The sequence below is a fragment of the Promicromonospora sukumoe genome (assembly GCF_014137995.1).
Lineage (GTDB): Bacteria > Actinomycetota > Actinomycetes > Actinomycetales > Cellulomonadaceae > Promicromonospora > Promicromonospora sukumoe.
In genome coordinates, this window is sequence record NZ_JACGWV010000001.1 from 2,172,455 (window position 1) to 2,199,223 (window position 26,769).

Here is a 26,769-nt window from a genome sequence, read left to right on the forward strand (position 1 = left end):
GGTTGGACAAAGCGCCCTCGATCCCTACGGATCGAGGGCGCTTTGCTGTGAAATGTACTAATTGCCTAAAAGCGCATGTGCATGAGTTTTCACGAAGTGGCGTTCTGCGATTGCCGACCGTTGAGGCGATGGCTACTTTCGATGCAGCAGTTCACACCAGACCGGTTGCGGGGCAGGTCACGGACTTGGGCATCAGGCCCGAGCGAGGACCGGGCGCCCCGAGTCAGAAGACCGGTCGAGAGACGAGTAGGTGACTTGCGTGGCACTACCACCCCTCACACCCGAGCAGCGTGCGGCAGCACTCGAGAAGGCAGCAGAGGCGCGACGCGCGCGGGCGGAGATCAAGAACAAGCTCAAGTACTCGCAAGGTTCCCTGAGGGAGGTCATCGAGCAGGGCCAGAAGGACGACGTCGTCGGCAAGCTCAAGGTCGTCTCGTTGCTCGAGTCGCTGCCGGGTGTCGGTAAGGTTAAGGCCAGGGCGATCATGGAAGAGATCGGGATCGCCGAGACCCGCCGCGTCCGAGGCCTCGGACCGCACCAGTCGGCGGCGCTCATCGAGAGGTTTGGCTGAGATCAGTACGACACATCCCGCACGGCTGACCGTGCTCGCAGGCCCCACCGCGGTGGGCAAGGGCACGGTCTCCGCCGACGTGCGGGCCCGTTATCCGCAGGTCTGGCTCTCCGTGTCGGCGACCACCCGGTCGCCGCGCCCGGGCGAGGTGGACGGAGTGCACTACCTTTTCGTGTCGCCGGAGGAGTTCGACCGCATGGTCGCCGCCGGCGAGATGCTCGAGTGGGCGGTGGTGCACGGTCATAACCGGTACGGGACGCCACGGCGACCGGTCGAGCAGAAGCTCGCCGCCGGGGTCCCCGTGCTCCTGGAGATCGACCTCCAGGGCGCGCGCCAGGTGCGTGACGCGGTGACGGCCTCGGGCCTGGAGGCCCGGTTCGTCTTCCTCGCCCCGCCGAGCTTCGACGAGCTCGTCCGCCGGCTCGTCGGGCGTGGCACCGAGGACTCCGAGGAGCGCGAGCGCAGGCTCGCCACGGCGCGCGTCGAGCTCGCCGCGGAGGAGGAGTTCGACGTCACGATCGTGAACGACGACGTCCACCGCGCCACGGACGCCCTCGTCGCCTTCATGGGTGTGGGGTCCACCACACCCGTCGCCGGCTAGCCCTGCGGCGCGCCGCTCGCCCGACCATCGTGTCGGGCGGCACAGCCGCGCGCCCGCCACCCCCGAGTGACAGAGCAGGTAGACTCGTTTCTCGGACTTTCCCCCGTCACCCCAAGACTTCTGGAGCTTCACCATGGCCGGAACCGTCGCCGCCCCCGAGGGCATCACCGACCCGCCGATCGACGAGCTGCTCGAGCGCATCGACTCGAAGTACGGCCTCGTGCTGTACGCCTCCATGCGCGCCCGTCAGATCAACGCGTACTACTCGCAGCTCAACGAGGGCCTGCTGGAGAACGTGGGCCCGCTCGTCGAGACCCGCAACCAGGAGAAGCCCCTCTCCATCGCGATGCGCGAGATCACCCAGGGCCTCCTGACCATCGAGGAGGTCGACCCGGCCGAGGTGCAGGCGCAGGCAGACGCCGCCGCGGCTGCCAAGGCCGAGCAGTCGCTGCCCGAGTTCCCGGCCTGATCCCACCACACCACCGATGAGGATCCTCCTCGGCGTCTCCGGTGGGATCGCCGCGTACAAGGCGGTGCTCCTGCTGCGGCTGCTGCGCGAGCAGGGGCACGCCGTGCGCGTGATCCCCACGCGCGCGGCGCTGGAGTTCGTGGGCGCCCCCACCTTCGAGGCGCTGTCGGGCGAGCCCGTCAGCACCGAGGTGTTCGACGACGTCCCCGGCGTGCAGCACGTCTCGCTGGGGCAGCACGCCGACCTCGTGATCGTGGCCCCGGCCACCGCGGACCTCATGGCGCGCGCCGCCGCGGGTCTCGCCGACGACCTGCTGACCACCACGCTGCTGGCGGCGCGGTGCCCGGTGGTGCTCGCCCCGGCGATGCACACCGAGATGTGGGACCACCCCGCCACGCGGGCGAACGTGGCGACCCTGCGCGAGCGGGGCGTCCACGTGATCGAGCCAGCCTCGGGCCGACTGACCGGCAAGGACACCGGCCCCGGTCGGCTGCCCGAGCCGGAGGACATCGCACGCGAGGCGCTCTCGCTGGTCGAGACCCCGTCGGCGGCCGTGCCCGTCGAGAACCTCGACCTCGCCGGCCGCCGCGTCGTCGTCTCCGCTGGCGGTACGCGGGAGGCGATCGACCCCGTGCGCTTCATCGGCAACCGGTCCAGCGGCCGCCAGGGCGTGGCGCTGGCCCAGGCCGCCGCCGCGCGCGGCGCCGAGGTGACCCTCGTGGCCGCCAACCTCGCCGCCGACGTGACCGACCAGGTGCGCACCGGCCCCCAGGCCTGCGCCGTCGTGCAGGTCGAGTCGACGGCCGAGCTGCGCGACGCCGTCCGCGCCGCGGGCGCGGAGGCCGACGTCGTGGTGATGGCAGCCGCCGTCGCGGACTTCCGTCCGGCGGCCACGCCCGACGCCAAGATCAAGAAGGTGCCCGGCCAGGGTCCCGCGCCGATCGAGCTCGTCGAGAACCCCGACATCCTCGCGGAGCTCGCGCACGAGCGGCTGCGCGCCGGGCAGGTCGTGGTCGGGTTCGCCGCCGAGACCGGCGACGCCACCGGCAGCGTGCTGGAGCACGGCCGGGCCAAGGCACGGCGCAAGGGCGCCGACCTGATCGCGGTGAACGCGGTCGGTTCCGGGCGCGGTTTCGGCACCGAGAGCAACGAGGTCACCATCCTGGACGGGGCCGGCGACGTCGTCGGACTGGCCTCCGGGACCAAGCGCGAGGTCGCGGACGCCCTGTGGGACGCCGTCACCAAGCTGCTGCCGTGACACCCGTCTCACCTGCCAGGATCGACTTCCCACTGTGCGAGACCGTAGGCTGGGTCCCATGAGCGAGCTGCGCCTTTTCACGTCCGAGTCCGTGACCGAGGGTCATCCGGACAAGGTCTGTGATCAGATCAGCGACGCCATCCTCGACGCCCTGCTGGAGCAGGACCCGACGTCGCGCGTCGCGGTGGAGACCATGGTCACCACCGGGCTGGTGCACGTCGCGGGCGAGGTGACCACCGAGGCGTACGTCGAGATCCCGCAGATCGTCCGCGACGTCGTGCGCGGCATCGGCTACACGTCGTCCGCCATCGGGTTCGACGGCGACTCGTGCGGTGTGTCCGTCTCCATCGGCCAGCAGTCGCCCGACATCGCCCAGGGTGTCGACAAGGCGCTGGAGATGCGCGACGACACGAGCGACCTCGACCCGCTGGACGCCCAGGGCGCCGGCGACCAGGGCCTGATGTTCGGCTACGCCTCGGACGAGACGCCCGCCTACATGCCCGTGGCCGGCTGGCTCGCGCACCGCCTCTCGGAGCGCCTGACCGCCGTGCGCAAGTCCGGCGAGCTGCAGGGCCTGCGCCCCGACGGCAAGACCCAGGTGACCATCGGGTACGACGGCGACCGCCCCGTCGCCGTCGACACCGTGGTGCTCTCCACCCAGCACGACGCCGACGTGCTGCAGGAGAAGCTGCACGTCGAGGTGGCCGAGACCGTCATCGCGCCCGTGCTGGAGTCCGCCGGGCTCGACTGGGCCGGCGCGCGGCAGTTCGTGAACCCGACCGGCAAGTTCGTGATCGGCGGGCCGCAGGGCGACGCCGGCCTGACGGGCCGCAAGATCATCGTCGACACCTACGGCGGCATGGCGCGGCACGGCGGCGGCGCGTTCTCCGGCAAGGACCCCTCGAAGGTGGACCGGTCGGGCGCGTACGCCATGCGCTGGGTGGCCAAGAACGTCGTGGCCGCCGGTCTCGCGCGGCGCTGCGAGGTGCAGGTCGCGTACGCGATCGGCAAGGCGCACCCCGTGGGCCTCTACGTCGAGACGTTCGGCACCGAGACCGTGCCCGTCTCCAAGATCACCGCCGCCATCCACGAGGTGTTCGACCTGCGGCCCGCCGCGATCGTGCGCGACCTCGACCTGCTGCGCCCCATCTACCGGGCCACGTCGACGTACGGGCACTTCGGGCGCGACCTGCCCGACTTCACGTGGGAGCGCACCGACCGCGTCGAGGACCTGCTCAGCCTGTTCTGAGGGCTCTGGCCCCGACGTCGGGCGCACCGCGCGTGACCAGGCTCCGCACCCGCCGCGGAGTGTGGGTGGCCCGTGGTGGGATAGGGACGTGAACGGGGACATGGCGGTGGAGGACGGCGTCGCGAAGGGCGACATCGCAGTGGGCGACACGGCAGACGACGGCATCGCTGAGGACGGCGCGCTGCTCGGGCTGGACGAGGTGGGCGGCGCTCCTGCGGCCCAGGGGAACAAGCATGGAAACAGCCGGGGCAAGAAGAGCTCCCGGGGCCCGCTCGACAACGCCGAGACCAACGGCATCCCCATCACCGAGCACCTGCCGGTGGCGCGGGTCGTGCTCGACCTCCAGCCCGCGCACCTCGACCAGCCGTACGACTACCTGGTCCCCGTCTCCATGGCCGACGAGGCCCAGCCCGGCGTGCGCATCAAGGCGAGGTTCGGGCGGCAGGACGTCGGCGGCTACGTCGTCGCGCGCCAGGAGACCTCGGACCACGACGGCCGGCTCGTGCCGCTGCGCCGCGTCGTGTCCGGCGAGCAGGTGCTGACCCCCGAGGTGCTCGCGCTGTGCCGCGCCGTCGCCGACCGGTACGCGGGGACGCTCGCCGACGTCCTGCGCCTGGCCCTGCCGCCGCGCCACGCGCGCGTCGAGAAGGAGGCAGAGAAGGAGCCGGCGCCGGAGGCCGCTGAGGTCTCGGCTGACGACGGTCCCACCGCTGTTGCTGCTGACGGCGCTGCTGCCGACGACGGTCCTGCCGCTGATGTTCCCGCCGCCGAGTTCGCTCCCGCGCCGTCGTCTTCCGCCTGGGCGCCGTACCGCGGGGGAGAGGCGTACCTGCGGCGGATCGCGTCCGGCGAGGCGCCGCGCGCCGTGTGGTCGGCGCTGCCCGGTGTCGGTGTCGACGCTGGTGAAGGCACTGGTGAGGACACCGACAAGGACACCGCAGCGGGCACCCCGCACTGGGCGGCCGCCGTCGCGCAGGCCGTGCGGTCGTGCACGGCGGGCGGGCGCGGGGTGCTCGTCGTCGTGCCGGACGCGCGGGACGTGGAGCGGGTGACGGCGGCCCTGGAGGGCGCCGGGGCCGCGCCGGACGACGTCGTGCGGCTGCTCGCGGACGACGGCCCCGCGCCCCGGTACCGGGCGTTCCTGCGGGCGCTGCGTGGCGCGGCGCGTGTCGTGGTGGGCACGCGGGCCGCGATGTTCGCCCCGGTCGCGGACCTGGGGCTGGTGGTCCTGTGGGGCGACGGCGAGGAGACGCTGGCCGAGCCGCACGCCCCGTACCCGCACGCGCGCGACGTCCTGGCGCTGCGCGCCGAGCACGAGGGCGCGGCGTTCCTGCTGGGCTCCCCGGGGCGCACCGTGCAGGCGCAGGGGCTGCTCGCGTCCGGCTGGGCGCGCGAGCTGGCGGCACCCCGGGACGTCGTGCGCGCCCGGGCGCCGCGGGTGCGGGCGCTGACGTCCGTCGAGCTCGCGCGTGAGGGCGCGGCCGCCGCGGCCCGGCTGCCGTCCGCCGCCTGGCGCGCCGCCCGCGAGGCCCTCGACCGGGGCCCCGTGCTGGTGCAGGTTCCGCGGTCGGGCTACCTGCCGGTCGTCGCGTGCTCGCGCTGCCGGGTCGCCGCCCGCTGCTCGCACTGCCACGGACCGCTCGGTCTGCCGCACGCGGACGGGGCACCGCAGTGCACATGGTGCGGCCGGCTGGCCGGCGGCTGGCGCTGCGAGGAGTGCGGGTGGACGGGCCTGCGCTCCGTCCGCGTCGGCTCTGCCCGCACCGCGGAGGAGCTCGGCCGGGCGTTTACCGGGGTGCCGGTGCGGCTGTCGGCGGCGTCCGCGCCGGGCGGAGTGATCGACGCCGTCCCGGGCACCCCCGCGCTCATCGTCGCGACCCCCGGGGCCGAGCCCGTCGCCGAGGGCGGCTACGCCATCGCCCTCCTGCTCGACGCCGCCGTGATGACCGGCGGAACCGGCCTCGCGGCGGGTACCGAGGCCCTGCACCGCTGGCTCTCGGCGGCCGGGCTGGTCCGGCCCGGGCCGGGCGGCCAGGTGCTCCTCGTCGGCGACGGCGCCCCCGGGCCCACCCAGGCCCTCGTGCGCTTCGACCCCGCGGGCTTCGCGGAGCGCGAGCTCGACGAGCGTGCCGAGCTGCACCTGCCGCCCGCGGTGCGGGTCGCCGCCGTGACGGGCGACCGGCCGGCGGTGGACGCCGTCGTCGGCCGGGTGGGGCTGCGCGAGGACCTGGGCGCGGGCTCGGGCGTGCTCGGACCCGTCGAGCTCGACCCGGAGACCCCGGGGCGGGGGTCGGGCGGCCGGGGTCCGGGTGGGCGTGGCACCGCGGCGCCGTCGGGCAGACGGGGCGGGCCGGGCAACGGGGCCGGGAGCGGCCGGAGCAGCGGCGGCAGTGGTCGTAGCAGTGGTGGTGGCAGCGGTGGCAGCAGCGCGATCAGCTTCCAGGCGCTCGACCTGCCCGTGCGGACCGTGCTGCGCGTACCGCTCGCCCAGGGTGACGAGCTCGCCCGTAGGCTCAAGGCCAGCCTGGCCGTCCGCTCCGCGCGCCGCGAGGGCGGCACCGTCCGTGTTCAGCTCGACCCGAAGGAGATGCTGTGACCGCAGCCGACCGCCCGACCGAGACCGTCGTCGACGCACCCGCCACCGACGAGACCGCCATCGACACCGTCGTGTACGACTTCGGCAACGTGCTCATCGGCTGGGACCCCTTCGGTCCGTACGAGGGCCGCCCGAGGGCCGAGGTCGAGGCGTTCTTCGAGGCCGTGGACTTCGGCTCGCTCAACCACGCGGCCGACGCCGGTACCGCCTACTCCGTGCTCCTGGAGCGCGTGGCGCGCACCCACCCCGACCACGTCGAGGACCTGCGGCGGTACGTCGAGCACTACGAGCTGTCGCTGACGGGCCCGATCGAGGGCTCGGCGGAGCTGGTCGCGGAGCTGAAGGGCCTGGGGCTGCGGCTGTACGGGCTGACCAACTGGCAGGCGGAGACCTTCCACAGCGCCGAGCCCGCCGCGCCGGCGATCGGGCTCATGGAGGACGTCATCGTCTCGGGCCGGGAGGGCATGGCCAAGCCGGACCGGCGCATCTTCGAGCTCGTGGCCGAGCGGTTCGGCGTCGACCCGGCGCGCGCCGTGTTCGTGGACGACAAGCACGTGAACGTGGACGCGGCGCGCGGCGTCGGGTTCCACGGCGTGGTGTTCACGGACACCGAGGCCCTGCGCAGGGACCTGCGCGCGCTGGGGCTCCCCGTAGCCGGCTAGCCCGCCGTTGCCGCTGCTTCGGACGCCGCTCCAGCCGCTGCCCGCAGCTCGTCGAGCGTGGTCACGTCGGCCTCCGGGTGGGAGTCGGCGGGGTTGTTCGCCGCGATCGCCTCTGCCACGGGCCAGGTGATGGTGCCGTCGTCGTGCACGTCCCCCAGGAAGGTGTTGTCGAACACGACGACCCACTCCGGCGGCGGCCACGGCTCGGGTCCCACGTGGTTCAGGAACAGCACGACGTCGTCCAGCGCGAGCAGCTCCTCGGCCATCCGGTCTGTGTCGGTGTCGGAGTCGGCGGAGCCGTCGACGGCGACGTGCACCGTGACCGTGGTGCCCTCGAGCATCGTCAGGTCGCCGAGCGATTCGACGACCTCGTCGACTGCGAACGTCAGGTCGATCTCCTCCATGCTCGGGTGCCCCGGTTCGCCGGCCGCCCAGCTCGTGAACCGTCCGACCGCGGCCAGCTCGGAGGCGTGCGCCTCGCCGCCGTCGGCGTACCGGACCGACGGCAGGGCCGCGGAGACCGTCTCCGGGTACCAGGCGTAGTCGGCGGTGGGGGCGGGCCCGGCGAGCACCTCCGCGAATCCCGTGCCTGTTCCGTCGCTCCGGTCGGCGCGGTCGGCAGGGTTGGCGGGGTCGGCGTCGTCGGGGCCCGCGCCCGGCGTGCCCGCCGCGCACCCTGTCGTGAGCCCCACTGAGAGACCCACCGCGAGCACGGCCTTCAGCACGTTCGTGATGAGCCCTGCTGGGACGAGCGTGGATCGGCGCATCGGGGTCCTCCAACGGTGCGGCACCTGGTACCGGGCATGTGTGCCGAGTTTGTGTGCCGAAGCGCGTCGACCTTGCAGGCCGAGCCGCCCCGAGCTCGCCGCCCCGACCGCGCCACCACGACCGAGCAGTCCCGACAGGGCCGCACGTCTGGCGCACACCTAGACTGACCCGGTGCGTCTTCTCTTCGCAGGAACCCCTGAACCCGCAGTCGCCTCGCTGGAGGCTTTGCTCGGCTCGCGCCACGAGGTGGTGGCCGTCCTGACCCGCGCCGACGCGCCGTCAGGCCGCGGCCGCAAGCTCACGCCGAGCCCGGTCCGGGCCCGGGCCGAGGAGGCCGGCCTGCGCGTCATCACGGACGTGCCGCGCGGGGACGAGTTCGTCGCGATGCTCACCGAGCTCGAGATCGACGCGGCCCCCGTGGTCGCCTACGGGCACATCCTGCGTCCGGCCGTCCTGGCCGTTCCCCGCCTCGGCTGGATCAACCTGCACTTCTCGGTGCTGCCCGCCTGGCGCGGCGCCGCGCCGGTGCAGCGCGCCGTCATCGCGGGTGACGAGGTCACCGGCGCCACCACCTTCCTGCTCGACGAGGGCATGGACACCGGCCCCGTGCTCGGCACGGCCACCGAGACGATCCGGCCCACCGACACCTCGGGCGACCTGCTGGGCCGACTCGCCGTCTCCGGCGCCGAGCTCCTGGTGGCGACGCTCGACGCCCTGGAGGACGGCACCCTCCAGCCCCAGGCGCAGCCCGCCGACGGCATCTCCGTGGCGCCCAAGCTCACGACCGACGACGCCCGCGTGGTGTGGACCGACCCCGCTCTCGCCGTCGACCGGCTGGTGCGCGGGTGCACGCCCGCGCCCGGCGCGTGGACCGTGCTGCCCGACGGGTCCCGCCTGGGCCTCGGCCCCGTCTCGCCGCGCCCCGAGGTCACCGACCTGACGGCCGGCGAGGTGCGCGCGCACAAGCATGAGGTGCTGGTCGGGACGGCGACGCACGCCGTCGCGCTCGGCGAGGTGCGCCCGGTCGGCAAGAAGGCGATGCCCGCGCCCGACTGGGCCCGGGGCGGTGGCCGCGCGCTCGTCGAGGAGGGTCTCGTGCTCGGCGGCCTGACGGCGGGCGCGCCGACGGCGGGTGCGGCGGCAGCTCTGACGGCAGCAGGTTCGACTCCGGCAGCTTCGACGCAGCCAGGTGCAACGACGGCGGGTTCGCCGACGGCGGGTTCGCCGACGGCGGGCCCGGCAGCCGGGACGACGCCCGCAGGCGCCGCCGGCACGGCGGAGGTGTCCGCATGAGCGGCTACGAGGGCGACCGCGGCGGCAGCGGCGGCGGAAGTAGCAGTGGCGGGCGCGACGGCGACCGCGGCTTCGGCGACGAGCGGCGCAGCTCCGCGGGCCGGCAGCGCTCCGCGTCGCGGTCCCGCGGCGACCGGTCCCGCACGTCGCAGGCCCCGTCGGAGCGGCGCAAGCGCACCGACCCCGCGCGGATGGCCGCGTTCGACGTGCTCCGCGAGGTCGACGAGTCCGACGCCTACGCGAACCTGGTGCTGCCGCCGCTGCTGCGCGAGCGGCGCATCCGCGGCCGTGACGCCGGCTTCGCGACCGAGCTCACCTACGGCACCCTGCGCCTGCGCGGCCGGTACGACGCGATCCTGGCGACGTGCGTCGACCGCCCGCTGCCGGGCCTCGACCCGGCGCTGCTCGACGTGCTGCGGCTCGGCGCCCACCAGCTCCTCGGCATGCGCGTGCCCGGGCACGCGGCCGTCTCGGAGACCGTCGGGCTGGCCCGCAACCGGGTGGGTGCGGGTCCCGCGCAGATGGTGAACGCCGTGCTCCGCAGGGTGTCGGAGCGGCCGCTGGACGAGTGGCTGTCGATCCTCGAGAAGGAGGCGCCCGACACCCTGACGGGTCTCGCGCTCGCCGAGTCGCACCCTCTGTGGATCGCGCGGGCGCTGCGCGAGGCGCTGGCCGGCAACGAGCGAGGCGTGGACGAGCTCGCCGACCTGCTGGCCGCCGACAACGCCGCCCCGCGCGTCACCCTGGTGGCGCGCCCCGGGCTGGTCGAGGCCTCCGACGAGGACGCCTGGGGCGACGTCGACCTGGTCGCGGGCCGCTGGGCGCCGACGGCGCTGCGCCTGGAGGGTTCGGACCCGTCCGGCATCCCGGCGATCCGCGAGGGCCTCGCGGGCGTGCAGGACGAGGGGTCGCAGCTCGTCACGCTCGCCCTGGCGGGCGTGCCCGTCGAGGGCCGGGACGAGCGCTGGCTGGACCTGTGCGCGGGCCCGGGCGGCAAGGCCGCGCTGCTCGGCGCGCTCGCCGCGCAGCGGGGTGCGGCCCTGGTCGCCAACGAGGTGGCACCGCACCGGGCCCGCCTGGTCAGGGGCGCCCTGGCCGCGCTGCCCGACGGCGCGGTCGAGGAGGTGCGCACCGGCGACGGCCGCGAGGTCGGCACGGAGGAGCCCGGGGCCTACGACCGCGTGCTGGTCGACGCCCCGTGCACCGGCCTGGGCGCGCTGCGCCGTCGGCCGGAGAGCCGGTGGCGGCGGACGCCGTCGGACCTCGCCGCCCTCACCGGGCTGCAGCGCGAGCTGCTCGCCTCGGCGCTGGACGCCGTCCGGCCCGGGGGAGTGGTGGCCTACGTGACGTGCTCGCCGCACCTGGCCGAGACGCAGCTCGTGGTCACCGACGTGCTGAAGAAGCGCGGCGACGTCGAGCGGCTCGACACCCCGGCCGCCGTGCGGTCCGCGCTGCGCCCGGGCGCGGACATCCCGTTGGCCGAACGCGACGACGTGCAGCTCTGGCCGCACGTCCACGGTACGGACGCGATGCACCTGACGCTGCTGCGCCGCACGGCGTAGCAGCGTCAGGTCGATGTTCGGCCCGGTCACCCGGTGAGATTCAGTCGGTGAAATGGGGCGTGAAGTTGAAGCCGACGTTGCGAGGCTGGCGTCGTCGGCGTCCTGCCAGGCGCCCGATCAGCTCGACGACCTGAAACGACCACAGCGCCGCCAGGATGATCAGGACGGCTCCGAAGCTCGCCATGGCACCGCCGAGGCCGCTCTCCATGGTGGGAGCGAAGTTGGTGGGGTCCAGGGGGTCGTAGCGGACGGTGACGACGTCGCCCACGGCAAGCGCATCGTCAGGGCGGGGCACGTAGGTCGCTGGCCCTCTGTCGCCCGTGGGAATCTCCAGCTTCAGGTTGTCGCCGCGCTCGACGACAACCGCATCGACGACGACACCGCGCGACTCCAGAACTTGCCGGTCCCCGTGGACATCTGCGATGAGGAGGATGCCCAGCACGATGCAGCACGGGAAGAGGAACGCGTTGAACCAGAGCCGCCTGGTGCTGATGGTGCGGAGGTTGTAGGTCTCGTCGTAGAACCTGCGGAACCATCCGTGGCTGCCGTCCGGCTTGCTGACCATGGCCGGACGTTAGCGCGCCGTCCGACGTCCGGGTCAGATGCTCCCGGGCGGAGCCTGGGTGAACTTTGGTACCTGGTCGCTGGAGGTGCGGCTGGAAGGCTCGGCTACACGCCCGCCGGCGGCCAGACGCCGATGATCACGGACATGACCAGGATCGTCACCAGCTCGTGGGCCAGGTTCAGGGTGGTGAGCGCGGGCGGGCGGCCCTCGAAGGCGTCGTGGGTGATGAAGCGGGCCGCCGTGAAGCCGATCCAGAGCAGCACGGCGGTCACCACCGACGCCGTGAAGAAGCTGCCCTCGTAGAAGACCCAGGAGATGTAGACGGCGCCGGCGAGCACCCACGCCGTCAGGAAGCTGACGATCACAGTGACGACGATGGGCCAGATGCCCGCCGCCTGCGCGGCCTTCGGGTCGACCCTCGCCAGGCGCATCCAGCGGGTGCCGAACACCCGGGGCGTGTACCAGACGGAGCCCACGACGAGCGTGGACAGCGTCGCCACGATCACAGCCCAGTAGTTCACTTCGGGGATCATCGGTGCTCCCTGTCCGTCGGCCTCTAGGCTGGCATCATGGCAGCACTCATCGCCCCCAGCATCCTGTCCGCCGACTTCGCGAACCTGGAGCGCGACCTCGGCAAGATCGCCACCGCCGACTACGCGCACGTGGACGTCATGGACAACCACTTCGTGCCGAACCTGACGCTGGGGCTGCCGATCTTCGAGCGCCTCGCGAAGGTGTCGCCCATCCCGCTCGACGCCCACCTCATGATCGAGGACCCGGACCGGTGGGCGCCGGCGTTCGCGGAGGCGGGGGCGGCGTCGGTCACCTTCCACGCCGAGGCCGCGCAGGCGCCCGTGCGGCTGGCCCGGGAGCTGCACCGGCTCGGCTCGCGGGCCGGCGTCGCGCTGCGGCCCGCGACGCCCGTGGAGCCGTTCCTCGACCTGCTCGCCGAGGTCGACATGATCCTCGTGATGACGGTCGAGCCCGGCTTCGGCGGGCAGTCGTTCATCGACGGCACGCTGCCCAAGATCCGGCGCGCCCGGCAGGCCGTCAGCGAGTCCGGCCTGGACGTGTGGATCCAGGTCGACGGGGGAGTGTCCCGCGACACGATCGAGCGGGCGGCCGACGCCGGCGCGAACGTCTTCGTGGCGGGCTCGGCCGTGTACGGGGCCGAGGACATCCCGGCCGAGATCGCGACGCTCCGCGAGCTGGCGGCCAAGCACACCCACTGACCCCACCAAACCCGCCTCGTTGAGTGCTGGGTATTCGCCCTTCTCGCGCACGAAAAAGGGCGAATACCCAGCACTCAACGGAGCCGGGTGGGTTAGTTCGTTCGGGTAGAAATAGTGTGCCAAGCGCGTTGTTTGACCGACGCACCTCGACGAGTCACGTCACCACGGAGCCCCGAGCGGGGGAGTCCGGGCGGGTATGCGGGCGCGCGGCAGCAGGGCCGCGGCGGCCCAGGTGGTGCCGGGGTGTGACGCAGGCCATGGCACCTGGCTGCGCGGGCTGTGGCATGCTGGCGATCAGCAGTACGCACACACGTGCTCCGGGGTCGGTGTAATTCCGAGCCGGCGGTTATAGTCCGCGACCCGCGTCCGTCCGCAAGGACGGGCCGGTTGACCTGGTGGAACTCCAGGACCGACGGTGAAAGTCCGGATGGGAGGATGCACGTGCGGCGGAGCCGTCCCCAGGGGCGTGCTACGTCGTGACGTCGTGCGCGCGGGCTGGGCCTTCGGGCTCCCTGTCCGCGTACCCGTCGTCCACCCCCGGAGCGCCGACGCTCGGGGAGGACGGCATGAATCAGGCAGCCACCGGTCAGACGGCGACAGCGCCGCACGGTCTCGAGGCGGCGATGCGCCGCGCGCTCGCGCTGGCACGGCTGGGACCGGCGTACGGGCCCAACCCGCGCGTCGGCTGCGTGCTCCTGGACCCCGACGGCCGCACCGTCGCGGAGGGCTACCACCGGGGCGCGGGGACGCCGCACGCCGAGGCCGCGGCCCTGACCGACGCCCGCTCCCGCGGCATCGACCCGCTCGGCACGACGGCGGTCGTGACGCTGGAGCCCTGCGCGCACCACGGCCGCACCGGTCCGTGCGCGGACGCCCTGATCGAGGCGGGCGTCGCCGCGGTGCACGTCGCGGTCGGCGACCCGAACCCCGTCGCGACGGGCGGGGCGACCAAGCTCCGCGACGCCGGGATCGAGGTGACCACGGGCCTGCTCGCCGACGAGGGCGAGGAGCTGCTGCGTACCTGGCTGCACGCCGTCCGCACGGGCCGCCCGTACGTCACGCTCAAGCTCGCGACCAGCCTCGACGGGCGGGTCGCCGCCGTCGACGGGACCAGCCGGTGGATCACCGGCGCGCAGGCCCGCGCGCACGCCCACGTCGTCCGCGCGCAGGTGGACGCCATCGCCGTCGGCACGGGGACCGCACTGGCCGACGACCCGTCCCTCACCGCGCGCCGGACCGACGGCGGCCGGTTCGAGCACCAGCCCCTGCGGGTGGTCCTCGGCGACCGTGTCGTGCCCGACGGCGCCCGCCTGCGCGGGCCCGGCGGCGACCTGCTCACGCTGCCCGGGCACGACCTCGACGGCGCCCTGCGCGCGCTCGGTGACCGGGAGGTGCGGCACCTGCTGGTGGAGGGCGGCCCCACGCTGGCGACCGCCCTGCTGGCCGCGGACGCCGTCGACGAGGTGCACGCGTACGTCGCGCCGGTGCTGCTCGGCGCGGGCGCGACCGCCGTCGGCGACCTCGGCGTGACCACCATCGGTGAGGCCGCCCGGTTCGCCACCGACGACGTGACCCGGCTGGGCGACGACATGCTGCTGGTCGCCCGGCGGCTCAAGCCCCGAGAAACCCCGCTCGTAGAAGCACAGCCCGTAGAAGCGCATCCCACAGAGACGCAGCCCGGCCGGCCCGCCCGGCAGACCCAGGAGGAGATCTGATGTTCACCGGAATCGTCGAGGAGCTCGGCTCCGTCGTCGCGCTCGTCCGGCCGGAGGCCGACACTCCCGCGGGCACCGCGCCCGACGCGGTCCTGACCGTCTCCGGGCCGCTCGCCACGTCCGACGCGCGCCCCGGCGACTCGATCGCCGTCGACGGCGTGTGCCTGACCGTCACCTCCGTGGCGGACGGTGCGTTCGTGGCCGAGGTGATGCCGGAGACCTTGCGGCGCACCTCCCTGGGCGGCCTCGTCCCGGGCGCCCAGGTCAACCTGGAGCGGGCCCTGCCGGCGAACGGGCGCCTGGGCGGGCACGTGGTCCAGGGGCACGTCGACGGCGTGGCGACGCTCGTGCGGCGCACGCCCGGCCCGCGCTGGGACGACCTCGAGTTCTCGGCGCCCGCCGCCCTGACGCGGTATGTCGCGGAGAAGGGCTCGGTGGCCCTGTCGGGCGTCTCCCTCACGGTGACCTGGGTGTCCGACGACGGCTTCGGCGTCTCCCTGATCCCGACCACGCTCGCCGCGACCACGCTGGGCCGCCTGGCCCCGGGGGACGCGGTCAACGTGGAGGTGGACGTGCTCGCGAAGTACGTCGAACGCCTGATGGCGGCGGGAGCGGTCCGATGACCGGCGGGCAGACGGGCGCCGTCAGCGCTCCGGGGATCGTGACGGGCAGCGTGGAGCGTGCCCTCGCCGAGCTCGCCGCGGGTCGTCCCGTGCTGGTGGCGGACGACGCCGGCCGGGAGAACGAGGTCGACGTCGTGCTGGCGGCGGGCACCGCGACGGAGCAGTGGGTCGCGTGGACCGTGCGGCACTCGTCGGGGTACCTGTGCGCGCCGATGCCGGCGCACCGGGCGGACGCCCTGGAGCTGCCGCTGATGGTGCCGAACACCGAGGACCCGCTCCGGACGGCGTACACGGTGTCGGTGGACGCCGTCGGCGTCTCGACGGGCATCTCGGCCGCGGACCGGGCGCTCACGCTGCGCGTGCTCGGCGACCCGGCGTCGGGCGCGCGGGACCTGATCCGGCCCGGGCACGTGCTGCCGCTGCGGGCCCGGGCCGGCGGTGTGCTGGAGCGCCCGGGGCACACGGAGGCGGCGGTGGACCTGGTGCGGCTGGCCGGCGTGGCGGGCGAGGTGGGCGGCATCGCCGAGCTGGTCCGCGACGACGGCGCGGTGATGCGGCTGCCCGAGGCGCTGGCCCTGGCCGAGGAGCACGGGCTCGTGCTGCTGACCGTCAGCGACCTCGTGGCGTGGCGCACGGAGCACGACCCGGTGGTGCCGGCGGGCTCGACGGAGAACGACCCGGAGAGCATCGGCCCGGAGAGCGCACTCGGCCCCTGGGTCGAGCGCGTCGCCGTGGCCGCCCTGCCGACACGGCACGGCGACTTCCGGGTGGTGGCGTACCGCGACCTGCGTACCGGTGCGGAGCACCTGGCGCTGACACCCGAGGTCCCGGCGGGGCGGGGCGCCCGGCACGAGCAGGGGGACGAGCACAGCAGCCGGCACAGTGCCCTCGTGCGGGTGCACTCCGAGTGCCTCACCGGCGACGGGCTCGGCTCGCTGCGCTGCGACTGCGGACCCCAGCTCGAGGCCTCGCTGGAGGCGGTCGCGGCCGAGGGCGGCGCCGTCGTCTACCTGCGCGGGCACGAGGGCCGGGGGATCGGCCTGGCGGCCAAGATCCAGGCGTACGCGCTCCAGGACCTCGGGCTGGACACCGTGGAGGCGAACGTCGAGCTGGGCCTGCCGGTGGACGCGCGGGAGTACGGCGCGGCGTCGGCGATCCTCGCGGACCTCGGCCTGGACCGCGTGACGCTGCTGACGAACAACCCGGAGAAGGTGACGGGGCTGCGCGCGGCGGGCACGGACGTCGTCGGGCGACGGGGGCTGGTCGTGGGGCAGGGGGTGCACAACCACCGGTACCTGGAGACCAAGCGGGTGGTACTGGGGCACAGCATCGGCACGCCGGGCGAGCACCAGATCCAGAACTACCTCCAGAGCCAGAACGAGCACGAGAACCAGCACCAGAACCAGCACGAGAACGAAGGAGCACGCGCATGAGCGGCGCAGGAGCACCCAGCATCATGGTCGACGGCACGGGCCTGCGGGTGGTGGTGATCGCGGCGAGCTGGCACGAGCAGGTGATGGACGGCCTGCTCGCCGGCGCCCGGCGCGCCCTGGTGGCGTCGGGCGCGCAGTGGACGGAGCTGCGGGTCCCGGGCTCGTTCGAGCTGCCCGTGGCCGCGGCCCGCGCGGCAGGGATCGGGGTCGGCGGGGGACCGGCGGCGGACGCCGTCGTCGCGCTCGGCGTCGTGATCCGCGGGGGCACCCCGCACTTCGAGTACGTGTGCCAGGCGGCGACGTCGGGCCTGACGGACGTGAGCGTGCGGACGGGGGTGCCGGTCGGGTTCGGCGTGCTGACGTGCGACGACGAGCAGCAGGCGCTCGACCGGGCGGGCCTGGAGGGGTCCAAGGAGGACAAGGGCGCGGAGGCGGCCGAGGCCGCGATCGCGACGGCAGTGGCGCTGAAGAGCCTCTCGTCGACGGCGGGCCTGCGGGGCCTCTGACCCGGCCTCTGGGCGGCGGCGGGCACCACGCCGCCGCCCAGGCCGAGGTGGAACGACGGCACGTCGAGGGTGGGGCGAGCGGCTTGACCGTCTCCCGGTCCTTGCAGCTCCTTTCCTCGTAGATAAATAGTGTGCCAAGCGCGTACGCGCCCACCCAGGACAGGCCGACAACGCACCGACCAGCCGCAAGAAATAGGCCGGTCGGCACACTGAGCGGGCATGAGAACCTCACACGCCCGGCGGGCGGCAGCGGTACTGGTGACGACGGCTCTGGTGGGAGCGCTGGCGGGCTGCGCCTCCGAGGCTCCGACCGGCGGAGCGCCGGGCACGAGCGGGGGAGCAGCAGGGGAGGCGTCGGAGGAGACGGCGGAGGGAACGGCCGAGGAGGCCGACCTGGTCGACGGGCTGCCCCAGGACGGGGTCGCGTGCGTCGACTGGATGCGGTTCCTCACCCCGACCGAGGCGGCGTCCGACGCGGGAGCCGTGCTCCTGGGGAAGGTCGTGCGGCACGAGGGGACGGCGGAGCTGTACGGCGTCGAGGCGAACCGCTGGCTGTTCGACGTCGAGGAGGTGCTGGAGCGGCCCGACCCCGAGGACGCCCGCGCGAACCCGGCCGCCGAGCCGCCGCCCGAGCTCGAGGTCTCGGCGGGCGAGCAGGTGTCGATCGTCTCCACGCCCGAGACCTGTGGGGGAGCGGACGCCGCGTACCCCGGCGGCGACCCGCTCGACCCGGCTACGGCCACGGGCGGGGGCGCGGGCTCCGGGTCCGTGATCGTGCTGCTGTCCGGCTCGACCGACGACGGCTCCTCGGACGAGCCCGTCGGGTTCCACCTGATCACGCCCTACCAGGGCGTGGTCCTGCCCACGGACGACGGCGGGCTGCCGGCGGAGTGGCCCGATGCCTCGTGAGGGACGCGGCGTGAGGCACGCTGCACGGCACGGCACGGAGCGGCGCCGAACGAGAGGCTGGCCACAACGTGGGACGGTGAGGGGTGGTGCCCCCGTCGCCCGACTACTCTGAGCAGGTGAAGACCTTCGAGACCCTGTTCGCCGAGCTGACCGAGAAGGCCGAGACCCGTCCCGCGGGCTCCGGCACCGTGGCCCAGCTGGACGCGGGCGTCCATGCGATCGGCAAGAAGGTCGTGGAGGAGGCCGCCGAGGTGTGGATGGCGGCCGAGTACCAGTCGGACAAGGAGACCGCGGAGGAGATCTCCCAGCTCCTGTACCACCTGCAGGTCCTGATGGTCGCCAAGGGACTGACCCTCGAGGACGTGTACACGCATCTGTAGCGAGGCTTCCGGGTCTCGACGGGCTCGACCACCGCTGGTCGATCTGACCGCTGGTCGATCTGACCGCTGGTCGAGCCTGTCGAGACCCCGGACCTCGCACCCAGATCCGTCGTACACCCCAGAGAGGAACCAACCACATGCTGCGTATCGCCGTCCCCAACAAGGGTGCCCTGTCCGGCCCCGCCTCCGAGATGCTGCGCGAGGCGGGCTACCGCCAGCGCCGTGACACCCGCGAGCTCGTGCTCGCCGACCCCGAGAACGACGTCGAGTTCTTCTTCCTGCGCCCGCGCGACGTCGCGGTCTACGTGGGCACCGGCACGGTCGACGTCGGGATCACCGGCCGCGACCTGATGCTCGACTCGGGCGCCGATGCCGTCGAGCACCTCGGCCTCGGGTTCGCCCGCTCGACCTTCCGGTACGCGGCCCCCGCCGGGTCCGGCGCGACCGACCAGGTGACCGAGATCGCCGACATCGCCGGGCGTCGCGTGGCGTCGTCGTACACCACGCTGGTGGCCCAGCACCTGGCGAAGCAGGGTGTCGAGCCTGCCGCGATCGTGCACCTGGACGGCGCCGTCGAGTCGAGCGTGCGCCTCGGCGTCGCCGACGTCATCGCGGACGTCGTGGAGACCGGCACCACGCTGCGGGCCGCGGGCCTGGAGGTCTTCGGTGAGCCGATCCTGCGCTCGGAGGCCGTGCTGATCCGGCAGTCCGACGCCGAGAAGCCCGCCGGGCTGGACGTGCTGACCCGCCGGCTGGAGGGCGTGATCACGGCCCGCGAGTACGTGCTGATGGACTACGTGGTCCCCGCCGCGCAGCTGGAGCAGGCCGTGGCGATCACGCCGGGCAAGGAGTCCCCGACGGTCTCGGCGCAGCACCACAGCGACGCCCGCGCGGTGCGCGTGATGGTGCCGCGCAGCGAGACCAACCGGATCATGGACGCGCTGTACGACGTCGGGGCGCGGGCCATCATCGTGACCTCCATCCACGCCTCGCGGCTGTAGGACCGATGGGTGCGGCGACGGGAAGCAGCGCGGCCGGCCGTGGCCGGCACGACGACCACTTCCGCACCTTCCGCGGCCGCTTCGGCACGCCGACCGCCTACGGGCTCGCGATCCTGTTCGCCGGCGGGTGCACGTTCGTCGCGCTGGCGGCGAGCGGCCCCGGGGCGGACGCCGTCAACCGGATCTCGATCATCGTGGTCGGCGTGCTGGGCGCGCTCGTCGCGTGGCGGTTCGGTGCCGTGCGCGCCGTGCCGGGTCCCGGTGGGCTGACGGTCGTCAACTACGCCAGCCGCCGGCACCTGGACTGGGCCGAGATCGTGACCGTGCGGTTCGGCCCGAGCGACCCGTGGGTGCACCTGGACCTGGCCGACGGCGACGTGCTCGCCGTCATGGGCATCCAGCGGGCCGACGGCGAGTACGCCATGGACGAGGCGCGCCGCCTGGTGGCCCTCATCGCGGAGCTGGGCGAGGCCCCGGAGCCCGAGCAGCGGTAGGCGCCGGCCACGCCGGGAAGCCGGGGGGCCTGAAAGTCTGGAAGACAAAGAGCAGAGCCCCTGTCCGTGTGGACAGGGGCTCTGCTTGTTGCTCAGGGGGCGTCAGCGGCTGCTGCGGGCCTCGTAGTGCGCCGGGCCGCGGCCGCGCGAGCCACGGTCGCCGTCGGGACGACGGTGGTCGCCGCCGCTCCGCGGGGCACGGTCCCGGTCGCCGCCGGTGCGCGCCGGGCCACGGTCCAGGGTGATGCGCAGCGGCTTGCCGGCCACGCGGGCGCGGGCCAGGCGGTCGAGCGCCTCGTTGTCCAGCGGCGCGATGATGTCCACCAGCGAGAAGCTGCCGAAGATGTCGATCTTGCCGACGTCGGCGCCGGTGATGCCACCCTCGCCGGTCAGCGCGCCGACGATCCCGCCGGGCTGCACGCCGTGCGTGTGGCCGACGGCGATGCGGTAGCGCGTGCCCCGGGCCGGACGGCGGATGCCGCGGTCGCCCTCGGAGCGGCCGCGTGCCGGGCGGTCGCCCGAGCGGTCGTGGCGGTCGCCGTCACGGGCGTTGCGCCGGGCGGCGGCCGACTTGGCCTCGGCCCGCTCGCGTTCGTACTCCTCCTGCTCGGCACGGGCGCGGGGACCGTCGTCGCCCACCGCGAGCGCCGCCATGGCTGCGGCGATCTCGATGGGGTCGGTGCCGGTCTCGTCGGCGTAGGCGCGGATGAGCTCGGTGTACATCTCGAGGCGGCCGGCCTCGCGGCGGGCCGCGACCTTGCCGAGGGTGCGCTTGACCTGGTGGGCGGAGACGTCCCGGGGGGAGGGGATCTCGACCTCTTCGAGCTGGGCGCGGATGGTGCGCTCGATGGAGCGGAGCTTGCCGCGCTCGTGGGGGGTCACGAAGGTGAGGGCCTCGCCGGTGCGTCCGGCGCGGCCGGTGCGGCCGATGCGGTGGACGTAGGCCTCGGGCTCGCCGGGGACGTCGAAGTTGACGACGAGGCCGATGCGGTCGACGTCGAGGCCGCGGGCGGCGACGTCGGTGGCGACGAGGACGTCGAGGGCGCCGGAGCGGAGGCGCTCGACGATCTTCTCGCGCTCCTTCTGGGCGACGTCACCGGAGATGGTGGCGGCGGAGATGCCCTTCTCGATGAGGGCGGAGCCGACGTCCTCGGCCGCACCGCGGGTGCGGGTGAAGACGATGGCGGCGTCGGCGTCGGAGGTGGCCAGGACGCGGGCGAGGGAGCCGACCTTGTGGCGGAAGGGCACGACGGCGTAGGTCTGGCGCACGGCGGTGACCGTGGAGGCCTGGCGCGTGACGGCGATCTGGACCGGGTCGGTGAGGTGCTGGTCGGCGACCTTGCGGATGGCCGGGGGCATGGTCGCGGAGAAGAGGGCGACCTGGCGCTCGGCGGGTGCCTGGCCGAAGATCTCCTCGACGTCCTCGGCGAAGCCCATGCGGAGCATCTCGTCGGCCTCGTCGAGGACGAGGAAGCGGATGTCCTCCAGGCGCAGGGCGCCGCGCTCGAGGTGGTCCTTGATGCGGCCGGGGGTGCCGACGACGACGTGGACGCCGTCGCGCAGGGCGCGCTGCTGGGGCACGTAGGGGGAGCCGCCGTAGACGGGCAGGACGCGGACGTCGTCCATCTTGCTGGCGAACGACTCGATGGCGTCGGCGACCTGCATGGCGAGCTCGCGCGTCGGGGTCAGGACGAGGGCCTGAACCTTGCGCAGCTTGGGGTCGACGGCGGCGAGGAGCGGGAGGCCGAACGCGGCGGTCTTGCCGGTTCCGGTCTGGGCGACGCCGGTGATGTCGCGGCCGGCGAGCAGCTCGGGGATGGCGCGGGCCTGGATGGCCGAGGGGGTGACGAAGCCGAGCTCGTCGATGGCGGCCATGAGGGGCGCGGGGAGCTCGAGGCTCGCGAAGGTGGGGCCGGTGGGCTCCGTGGGCTCGGCCGGGGCCGGGGCGGGCTCTGCCTGCGTGGGCTGGGCCTGGGTCGGGGCTGCCTCGGTCGGCTGGGCCTCGGGGGTGGTGGCGGCCTCGGGGGCCACCTGGTCGCCGGAGTCGGCGATGACCAGCTCGGTCTCCTGCTCGGCAGGCGCGATCAGGTCAGGGGTGTCGATAGACATGCAGTGCTGCACCGTTCGTCGTCGGGTGGGGAGTCAGGGCCGAGGTGAGGGCCCTCGCGTCGCTTGCTCCCGACACACCTTCCCCGCAGCCGAGGCTGCGGGCCTGTCTCGCACGATTCGTGCACACACGGGAAGACGACGAACTCCAAGGGGATGTGCCACCACTGTATCGGCTGCGAGCGCCTGGAGCACAGAGGTGGGGAGCGTGACGTGCAGCACGCGGGTGATGTCGTGCGTGGTGAGGGCGTTGCGGGAGGGCCTGCGGGTGGTCTCTGGGCGGGTGGGCGAGCAAAGGGCGAAGTGGTGGGCCGGGCGTGTCGTCGGGGCCTTGACGGCGTGCCCGTGCGTATACGCAACGGTCGCCCCGTAGTATGGCGGCCGAGACGAAACCGGCGTGAGCAAGGGCGGTGAGCGTGTCCACTGGGGCAGAGATGAGCTCCCGGGTCCTGACCGTGCCCAACGTGATCAGCATGGTGCGGCTGGCGCTCGTGCCGGTCTTCGCGGTGCTGATCGTGGTGGGCGAGGACGGCTGGGCGCTGCTGGTCCTCGCGGTCTCGGGTGTGTCGGACTGGCTGGACGGTGTGTTGGCCCGTCGCCTGAACCAGGTCACCCGGCTGGGGCAGATGCTGGACCCGTTCGCGGACCGGCTGTTCATCTTCGTGACGTTGATCGGTCTGGCCTGGCGTGAGGTGGTGCCGCTGTGGCTGGTGCTGGCGATCGTGGCGCGTGACGTGCTGCTGGCGCTGACGGTGCCGGTCCTGGCGCGGCTCGGGTACGGGACGCTGAACGTGACGACCGTGGGCAAGGTGGCGACGTTCGCGCTGCTGTACGCGTTCCCGTTGCTGCTGCTGGCGGAGGTGCCGGGCTGGGTGGGCGCCGTCGCGCACGTGGTGGGCTGGGCGTTCACCTGGTGGGGTGTGGGCCTGTACTGGCTGGCGGGCCTGCAGTACGTGGCGCAGGTGCGCCGGCTGGTGGCCGCGGGATGACGGTTCCGCCGACTCGTCCGCCGGCTCAGCGGCGTCTCGACGAGTCGATGACCCTCCTGCGGGAGGTGACCGAGCGGCCGCTGGACCCCGGGTACGCGGAGATGGCGCGACGGCGGGCCGAGGAGGGCGCGGCGGGTGCGCCGTCGGGGCGTAGCGTGCGGAGTGTGGTGACGCTGCTGCTGGTGGCGGTCCTGCTCGGCGCGGTGACGGTGGTGGCGGTGCGGGACCTGCGAGCGCCGCGGCCGACGGTGGCCGAGGGGCGGACGGTGCTGATGGAGCAGATCCAGGAGCGCAGCGCGGAGGTGGAGTCCTTGTCGGCGCGGGCGACGGCGCTCGGCTCCGAGGTGGACGGGCTGCAGAGCGGTGGGCTGCTGCCGTCGGCGCTGCAGGAGGTCAACGAGCTGGACCGGCTGGTCAGCGGTGAGGTGCCGGTGGAGGGTCCGGGCATGGTGGTCTCGCTGACCGATGGTTCGGGTGGTGGCCTGGTGGAGCCGGGTGACGCGCCGGCGGAGTCGCGGGTGCGGGACGCGGACGTGCAGTTCGTGGTCAACGAGCTGTGGGCGGCGGGTGCGGAGGCTATCGCGGTGAACGACGAGCGGCTGACGTCGCTGTCGGCGATCCGGAACGCGGGGGACGCGATCCTGGTGGACCTGCAGCCCCTGAACGGTCCGACGTACACGATCGAGGCGATCGGTGACCCGGAGGACATGCAGGTCGAGTTCGCGCGGTCGGCGGGGCTGGGTTTCCTGCAGCTGCTGAGCGCGGAGTACGACATCAAGAACGAGGTGAGCACGAGCGAGGGGATGCACCTGCCGGGTGCGGGCTCTCCGACGCTGCGGTGGGCACGGGTCCCGCAGTCGGGTGCGACACCCCCGACGGCGGGGGCCTCGACAGGGACGACAGGCACGACACAGGACCGATCCGAGGAGGACAACGGATGATCGCGATCGTCGGGCTGGTGATCGGGGTGGTTGCGGGGCTGGTGCTGCAGCCGACCGTTCCCCTGATCTTGCAGCCGTACCTGCCGATCGCGGTGGTCGCAGCGCTGGACGCCCTGTTCGGCGGGCTGCGCGCGATGCTCGACGGCCTGTTCGACGACAAGGTCTTCCTGGTGTCGTTCCTGTCGAACGTGGTGGTGGCGGCGTTCATCGTGTTCCTCGGTGACCAGCTCGGTGTGGGCAGCCAGCTGTCGACGGCGGTCGTGGTGGTGCTCGGGATCCGGATCTTCTCGAACGCCGCGTCGATCCGCCGGCACATCTTCAAGGCGTGAGCATGAGCAAGGACAAGAATGGTGCGGGCGCGAAGCCCGACAAGACCGAGCCGAACAAGCCCGATGCCGGCCAGGTCCCGCGGGTCGAGCCTGTCGAGACCCCCGAGACCGAACAGGCCGAGCCGGAACAGGTCGAGAGCGCTCCGGCCGAGCCGGCGCAGCGGGACGACGACGCGACCGTAGCCGGTGCCGAACCAGCCGAAGCGCCCGCGCCCGCCGAGCCGGCGTCGGGCTGGAAGCGGGTGGGGCAGCTGCTGCGCCCCCGCGGCACGCGCTCGGAGCTGCTGACGGGGCTGCTGTGCCTGGCGCTGGGGTTCGCCCTGGCGGTGCAGGTGGGGCAGTCGACGGGGGACCAGCTCAGCAGCCTGCGGCAGGACGAGCTGGTGCGGCTCCTGGACGAGGTGACCCAGCGCGCCGACCAGCTCGACGCCGAGGTCTCGGACCTGGAGGCGATCCGTGACGACCTGCAGTCCGAGGACGGACGCGACCAGGCGGCACGCGACCTCGCGCAGCAGCGCGCGGAGCAGGAGGGCATCCTGTCGGGTCGCCTGCCCGCCCGGGGTCCCGGCGTGGAGATCCACGTGGCCGACGGCGACAAGCCGCTGGAGGCGCAGTCGCTGTTCAACCTGCTGGAGGAGCTGCGCAACGCGGGCGCCGAGGCCATCCAGGTCAACGGCGTCCGGCTGGTCACGACGAGCTACTTCGTGGACTCGGGCGGCGGCGTCGTGCTCGACGGCGCGGCGATCTCCTCGCCCTACGAGTGGACCGCCATCGGCGACCCCGACACCATCGACCGCGCCCTGGAGATCCCGGGCGGCGCGCTGCCCCGGATCCGTGAGGAGGGGGGCGATGCGACCACCACCGTCGAGGACGAGGTGCTGGTCGACGCCGTCCGCATCCCGGGGGAGCCCGAGCACGCCGAGCCCGCCGACGGGAAGTGACCCCCGACACGTTCCTGACCAGCCCGGACACCCTTTGTGGACCAACCTGCCGAACCAGCATGCGGAACCGCCGGGACGTGGGTAGTTTTATCCGGGTTGGTTCCAGACATTGGTTTTCGCCGCCATCCCGATCGGGGTAGGTTCGGGGTAGGTCGAGTGGAACCAGGACGGTCCCCCGGCCGTTGTCCCAACGTAGTAGCCCCAGTTCAATCGACATCGCACCCGAGGAGACCTGATGACGGACCCCAGCGCCCATCCGGTCGGGCCCGATACCACGGCCAACCTGGGTCGCATCGCGTTCCCGACCTCCGACGAGCAGGCACCGCGCACCGCCCTGAGCCCGGAGGAGGCGGCCGCCGTCGCCGCCCTGCCGCGGCACTCGGCGCTGCTCATCGTGCAGCGCGGCCCCGGATTCGGCGCACGGTTCCTCCTGGACACCGGTCGCTCGGTCGCCGGCCGCAGCGAGCAGGCGGACATCTTCCTGGACGACGTCACGGTGTCGCGCAAGCACGCCGAGTTCGTCCGCGAGGGCGACTCGTTCGTCGTGCGTGACATCGGCTCCCTGAACGGGACCTACGTCAACCGGGGCCGGATCGACGCCGCGACGCTCGTGACCGGTGACGAGGTACAGATCGGCAAGTTCCGCCTGACCTTCCACGCCAGCCCGCAGTCGCCGGCTCAGTGGGGCCCGGGAACGCCCGCCCCGTGACCGCCGGTGCAGCACGCGACCATGACCGTCAGCACGGCCGTGCCGCGGACCTGGACGCGCCCTGGCCCCGGGGCATCTCCCGGCAGGCCACCATGCGCATCAGCGACGTGCTGCGCGCCCTGGGCCAGGAGTTCCCCTCCGTCTCGCACTCCAAGCTCCGCTTCCTGGAGGAGCAGGGCCTGATCGAGCCCGTGCGGACGCCGTCGGGCTACCGCCAGTACAGCCAGGCCGACGTCGAGCGCCTGCGTTTCGTCCTCACCGAGCAGCGCGACAGCTACATGCCGCTGAAGGTGATCAAGGAACGCCTCGCCGCGATGGACGCCGACCCCGACTCGGCCGAGCACCCCGCACCACGCCTCGCCACCAACGGGTCCCCGGCCCGACGCCGCTGGACAGGGCCCGCCGTGGCCGAGGCCGCCGGCGTCACCGAGGAGTTCGTGCAGAGCCTGACCCAGGCGGGCCTCCTGCCGACGTCGGGCACCACCTACGGGTCCGGCGCCGTCGACATCGCCCGCATCGCGGGCGCCCTGGCCGAGTTCGGCGTCGAACCCCGCCACCTGCGCACCTTCCGCACCGCCGCCGACCGGCAGGTCACCCTCGTGGACCAGGTCGTCGCGCCGCTGCGCAGCCAGCAGGCCAGCGCCGGCCGCGGCAAGGCCGCGAGCATGGCCGGCGAGATGGGCGAGCTGTTCACCCGCCTGCACACCACTTGGGTGCGCCAGGGCATCGACGACCTCGACTGACGTCAACGGTTTACGTAAACGGTTCCGCCGTAACTTTTGCCGTCCGTGGACCGGGCCGTGACCAGGAATTTGACCCGACCGCGCGACGAGTGGTGGCAGGACGCCGTACGGTGAAAGCGTGAGG

At 73.5% G+C, this 26,769-nt stretch carries 27 protein-coding genes, 1 pseudogene and 1 riboswitch; of the genes and pseudogenes, 24 read left to right on the forward strand and 4 right to left on the reverse strand.

The window, feature by feature from the left end:
• Nucleotides 1-259 precede the first annotated feature (259 nt).
• From mihF to FHX71_RS09595, 7 genes are all read left to right on the forward strand, one after another.
• The gene (mihF, locus tag FHX71_RS09565) at nucleotides 260-571 is read left to right on the forward strand and encodes an integration host factor, actinobacterial type (protein ID WP_020015403.1); all 312 of its coding nucleotides are present in this window, start codon (nucleotides 260-262) and stop codon (nucleotides 569-571) included.
• 31 nt (nucleotides 572-602) lie between these two features.
• Nucleotides 603-1,172, forward strand: a complete 570-nt coding sequence (gene gmk / locus FHX71_RS09570; protein ID WP_312876981.1) for a guanylate kinase — start codon at nucleotides 603-605, stop codon at nucleotides 1,170-1,172.
• Between the two features lie 133 nt (nucleotides 1,173-1,305).
• Nucleotides 1,306-1,641 (forward strand): DNA-directed RNA polymerase subunit omega, encoded by a 336-nt coding sequence (rpoZ, locus tag FHX71_RS09575; RefSeq protein WP_020015401.1) that lies wholly within the window; start codon nucleotides 1,306-1,308, stop codon nucleotides 1,639-1,641.
• Between the two features lie 16 nt (nucleotides 1,642-1,657).
• Complete coding sequence (gene coaBC / locus FHX71_RS09580; protein WP_182615712.1) at nucleotides 1,658-2,899, forward strand: bifunctional phosphopantothenoylcysteine decarboxylase/phosphopantothenate--cysteine ligase CoaBC; 1,242 nt, start codon at nucleotides 1,658-1,660, stop codon at nucleotides 2,897-2,899.
• 58 nt (nucleotides 2,900-2,957) lie between these two features.
• Nucleotides 2,958-4,148, forward strand: a complete 1,191-nt coding sequence (metK, locus tag FHX71_RS09585) for a methionine adenosyltransferase (protein WP_182615714.1) — start codon at nucleotides 2,958-2,960, stop codon at nucleotides 4,146-4,148.
• 88 nt (nucleotides 4,149-4,236) lie between these two features.
• Nucleotides 4,237-6,744: a primosomal protein N' gene (locus FHX71_RS29720; RefSeq protein ID WP_312876982.1), complete on the forward strand. Its 2,508-nt coding sequence runs from the start codon at nucleotides 4,237-4,239 to the stop codon at nucleotides 6,742-6,744.
• Nucleotides 6,741-7,406 carry an HAD family hydrolase gene (locus tag FHX71_RS09595; RefSeq protein ID WP_312876983.1) on the forward strand — a complete coding sequence of 222 codons (666 nt, stop codon included), beginning with the start codon at nucleotides 6,741-6,743 and terminating at the stop codon, nucleotides 7,404-7,406. Before FHX71_RS29720 ends, FHX71_RS09595 begins: the two co-directional genes overlap by 4 nt.
• Here FHX71_RS09595 and FHX71_RS09600 read toward each other — a convergent pair.
• Complete coding sequence (locus tag FHX71_RS09600; protein WP_182615716.1) at nucleotides 7,403-8,173, reverse strand: hypothetical protein; 771 nt, start codon at nucleotides 8,171-8,173, stop codon at nucleotides 7,403-7,405. The genes FHX71_RS09595 and FHX71_RS09600 overlap by 4 nt on opposite strands.
• A gap of 172 nt (nucleotides 8,174-8,345) precedes the next feature.
• On the opposite strand from FHX71_RS09600, the pseudogene fmt reads away from it, so the two are divergent.
• Both fmt and FHX71_RS09610 read left to right on the forward strand, forming a co-directional pair.
• Nucleotides 8,346-9,278, forward strand: a pseudogene (gene fmt, locus FHX71_RS09605) (methionyl-tRNA formyltransferase); the annotation flags it as partial.
• Between the two features lie 185 nt (nucleotides 9,279-9,463).
• On the forward strand, nucleotides 9,464-11,029 hold the full coding sequence (locus FHX71_RS09610; protein WP_182615718.1) for an RsmB/NOP family class I SAM-dependent RNA methyltransferase: 1,566 nt from the start codon (nucleotides 9,464-9,466) through the stop codon (nucleotides 11,027-11,029).
• 40 nt (nucleotides 11,030-11,069) lie between these two features.
• Here FHX71_RS09610 and FHX71_RS09615 read toward each other — a convergent pair whose 3' ends face one another.
• Nucleotides 11,070-11,594 carry a hypothetical protein gene (locus tag FHX71_RS09615; RefSeq protein WP_182615721.1) on the reverse strand — a complete coding sequence of 175 codons (525 nt, stop codon included), beginning with the start codon at nucleotides 11,592-11,594 and terminating at the stop codon, nucleotides 11,070-11,072.
• A gap of 104 nt (nucleotides 11,595-11,698) precedes the next feature.
• Nucleotides 11,699-12,127, reverse strand: a complete 429-nt coding sequence (locus FHX71_RS09620) for a DUF1761 domain-containing protein (RefSeq protein WP_182615723.1) — start codon at nucleotides 12,125-12,127, stop codon at nucleotides 11,699-11,701.
• Between the two features lie 36 nt (nucleotides 12,128-12,163).
• Between FHX71_RS09620 and rpe the strand changes: the two genes are divergently transcribed.
• From rpe to FHX71_RS09665, 9 genes are all read left to right on the forward strand, one after another.
• On the forward strand, nucleotides 12,164-12,826 hold the full coding sequence (rpe, locus tag FHX71_RS09625) for a ribulose-phosphate 3-epimerase (RefSeq protein WP_182615725.1): 663 nt from the start codon (nucleotides 12,164-12,166) through the stop codon (nucleotides 12,824-12,826).
• A 309-nt stretch (nucleotides 12,827-13,135) separates the two neighbouring features.
• Nucleotides 13,136-13,270, forward strand: a riboswitch (FMN riboswitch).
• A 122-nt stretch (nucleotides 13,271-13,392) separates the two neighbouring features.
• Complete coding sequence (gene ribD / locus FHX71_RS09630; RefSeq protein ID WP_246402443.1) at nucleotides 13,393-14,541, forward strand: bifunctional diaminohydroxyphosphoribosylaminopyrimidine deaminase/5-amino-6-(5-phosphoribosylamino)uracil reductase RibD; 1,149 nt, start codon at nucleotides 13,393-13,395, stop codon at nucleotides 14,539-14,541.
• Nucleotides 14,541-15,164, forward strand: a complete 624-nt coding sequence (locus FHX71_RS09635; RefSeq protein WP_182615727.1) for a riboflavin synthase — start codon at nucleotides 14,541-14,543, stop codon at nucleotides 15,162-15,164. Before ribD ends, FHX71_RS09635 begins: the two co-directional genes overlap by 1 nt.
• Nucleotides 15,161-16,597: a 3,4-dihydroxy-2-butanone-4-phosphate synthase gene (gene ribB, locus FHX71_RS09640; RefSeq protein ID WP_182615729.1), complete on the forward strand. Its 1,437-nt coding sequence runs from the start codon at nucleotides 15,161-15,163 to the stop codon at nucleotides 16,595-16,597. The genes FHX71_RS09635 and ribB overlap by 4 nt, the downstream gene beginning before the upstream one ends.
• Nucleotides 16,594-17,103 carry a 6,7-dimethyl-8-ribityllumazine synthase gene (gene ribH, locus FHX71_RS09645; protein WP_182615731.1) on the forward strand — a complete coding sequence of 170 codons (510 nt, stop codon included), beginning with the start codon at nucleotides 16,594-16,596 and terminating at the stop codon, nucleotides 17,101-17,103. Before ribB ends, ribH begins: the two co-directional genes overlap by 4 nt.
• Nucleotides 17,104-17,322: 219 nt before the next feature.
• A complete protein-coding gene (locus FHX71_RS09650) occupies nucleotides 17,323-18,012 on the forward strand; it encodes a hypothetical protein (RefSeq protein WP_182615733.1) in 690 nt (229 codons plus the stop codon).
• A 116-nt stretch (nucleotides 18,013-18,128) separates the two neighbouring features.
• Nucleotides 18,129-18,392, forward strand: coding sequence for a phosphoribosyl-ATP diphosphatase (locus FHX71_RS09655; protein ID WP_020015382.1), 264 nt, complete (start codon nucleotides 18,129-18,131; stop codon nucleotides 18,390-18,392).
• A gap of 137 nt (nucleotides 18,393-18,529) precedes the next feature.
• Complete coding sequence (gene hisG, locus FHX71_RS09660; protein WP_182615735.1) at nucleotides 18,530-19,393, forward strand: ATP phosphoribosyltransferase; 864 nt, start codon at nucleotides 18,530-18,532, stop codon at nucleotides 19,391-19,393.
• 5 nt (nucleotides 19,394-19,398) lie between these two features.
• Complete coding sequence (locus tag FHX71_RS09665) at nucleotides 19,399-19,887, forward strand: PH domain-containing protein (protein WP_182615737.1); 489 nt, start codon at nucleotides 19,399-19,401, stop codon at nucleotides 19,885-19,887.
• Between the two features lie 102 nt (nucleotides 19,888-19,989).
• Here the strand turns inward: FHX71_RS09665 and FHX71_RS09670 are convergent, their stop codons facing one another.
• Entirely contained in the window at nucleotides 19,990-21,996 is a 2,007-nt protein-coding gene (locus tag FHX71_RS09670; protein WP_182615739.1) for a DEAD/DEAH box helicase, read from the reverse strand.
• A 413-nt stretch (nucleotides 21,997-22,409) separates the two neighbouring features.
• Here FHX71_RS09670 and clsA point away from each other — a divergent pair, with 413 nt between their 5' ends.
• The 6 genes from clsA to ftsR all read left to right on the forward strand — a co-directional run bounded on the left by clsA (nucleotide 22,410) and on the right by ftsR (nucleotide 26,645).
• Complete coding sequence (gene clsA, locus FHX71_RS09675; RefSeq protein WP_312876984.1) at nucleotides 22,410-22,982, forward strand: cardiolipin synthase ClsA; 573 nt, start codon at nucleotides 22,410-22,412, stop codon at nucleotides 22,980-22,982.
• A 47-nt stretch (nucleotides 22,983-23,029) separates the two neighbouring features.
• Nucleotides 23,030-23,923, forward strand: a complete 894-nt coding sequence (locus FHX71_RS09680; RefSeq protein WP_246402446.1) for a DUF881 domain-containing protein — start codon at nucleotides 23,030-23,032, stop codon at nucleotides 23,921-23,923.
• Nucleotides 23,920-24,252, forward strand: a complete 333-nt coding sequence (locus tag FHX71_RS09685; RefSeq protein WP_020015376.1) for a small basic family protein — start codon at nucleotides 23,920-23,922, stop codon at nucleotides 24,250-24,252. The genes FHX71_RS09680 and FHX71_RS09685 overlap by 4 nt, the downstream gene beginning before the upstream one ends.
• Nucleotides 24,253-24,254: 2 nt before the next feature.
• On the forward strand, nucleotides 24,255-25,193 hold the full coding sequence (locus tag FHX71_RS09690; RefSeq protein ID WP_220489596.1) for a DUF881 domain-containing protein: 939 nt from the start codon (nucleotides 24,255-24,257) through the stop codon (nucleotides 25,191-25,193).
• 235 nt (nucleotides 25,194-25,428) lie between these two features.
• The gene (locus FHX71_RS09695; RefSeq protein ID WP_020015374.1) at nucleotides 25,429-25,902 is read left to right on the forward strand and encodes an FHA domain-containing protein; all 474 of its coding nucleotides are present in this window, start codon (nucleotides 25,429-25,431) and stop codon (nucleotides 25,900-25,902) included.
• Entirely contained in the window at nucleotides 25,899-26,645 is a 747-nt protein-coding gene (ftsR, locus tag FHX71_RS09700; RefSeq protein ID WP_312876985.1) for a transcriptional regulator FtsR, read from the forward strand. The genes FHX71_RS09695 and ftsR overlap by 4 nt, the downstream gene beginning before the upstream one ends.
• The last annotated feature ends 124 nt before the right edge of the window (nucleotides 26,646-26,769 follow it).

Coding starts and splice junctions, on each gene's coding strand:
- coaBC (WP_182615712.1), top strand. CDS start 1,658: ATGAGGATCCTCCTCGGCGTCTCCGGTGGGATCGCCGCGTACAAGGCG.
- rpoZ (WP_020015401.1), top strand. CDS start 1,306: ATGGCCGGAACCGTCGCCGCCCCCGAGGGCATCACCGACCCGCCGATC.
- FHX71_RS09690 (WP_220489596.1), top strand. CDS start 24,255: ATGAGCAAGGACAAGAATGGTGCGGGCGCGAAGCCCGACAAGACCGAG.
- rpe (WP_182615725.1), top strand. CDS start 12,164: ATGGCAGCACTCATCGCCCCCAGCATCCTGTCCGCCGACTTCGCGAAC.
- hisG (WP_182615735.1), top strand. CDS start 18,530: ATGCTGCGTATCGCCGTCCCCAACAAGGGTGCCCTGTCCGGCCCCGCC.
- FHX71_RS09620 (WP_182615723.1), bottom strand. CDS start 12,127: ATGATCCCCGAAGTGAACTACTGGGCTGTGATCGTGGCGACGCTGTCC.
- FHX71_RS09685 (WP_020015376.1), top strand. CDS start 23,920: ATGATCGCGATCGTCGGGCTGGTGATCGGGGTGGTTGCGGGGCTGGTG.
- ribB (WP_182615729.1), top strand. CDS start 15,161: ATGACCGGCGGGCAGACGGGCGCCGTCAGCGCTCCGGGGATCGTGACG.
- FHX71_RS09670 (WP_182615739.1), bottom strand. CDS start 21,996: ATGTCTATCGACACCCCTGACCTGATCGCGCCTGCCGAGCAGGAGACC.
- metK (WP_182615714.1), top strand. CDS start 2,958: ATGAGCGAGCTGCGCCTTTTCACGTCCGAGTCCGTGACCGAGGGTCAT.
- FHX71_RS09680 (WP_246402446.1), top strand. CDS start 23,030: ATGACCCTCCTGCGGGAGGTGACCGAGCGGCCGCTGGACCCCGGGTAC.
- FHX71_RS09610 (WP_182615718.1), top strand. CDS start 9,464: ATGAGCGGCTACGAGGGCGACCGCGGCGGCAGCGGCGGCGGAAGTAGC.
- FHX71_RS09615 (WP_182615721.1), bottom strand. CDS start 11,594: ATGGTCAGCAAGCCGGACGGCAGCCACGGATGGTTCCGCAGGTTCTAC.
- FHX71_RS09635 (WP_182615727.1), top strand. CDS start 14,541: ATGTTCACCGGAATCGTCGAGGAGCTCGGCTCCGTCGTCGCGCTCGTC.
- ribD (WP_246402443.1), top strand. CDS start 13,393: ATGAATCAGGCAGCCACCGGTCAGACGGCGACAGCGCCGCACGGTCTC.
- FHX71_RS09665 (WP_182615737.1), top strand. CDS start 19,399: ATGGGTGCGGCGACGGGAAGCAGCGCGGCCGGCCGTGGCCGGCACGAC.
- ribH (WP_182615731.1), top strand. CDS start 16,594: ATGAGCGGCGCAGGAGCACCCAGCATCATGGTCGACGGCACGGGCCTG.
- FHX71_RS09600 (WP_182615716.1), bottom strand. CDS start 8,173: ATGCGCCGATCCACGCTCGTCCCAGCAGGGCTCATCACGAACGTGCTG.
- FHX71_RS09695 (WP_020015374.1), top strand. CDS start 25,429: ATGACGGACCCCAGCGCCCATCCGGTCGGGCCCGATACCACGGCCAAC.
- FHX71_RS09650 (WP_182615733.1), top strand. CDS start 17,323: ATGAGAACCTCACACGCCCGGCGGGCGGCAGCGGTACTGGTGACGACG.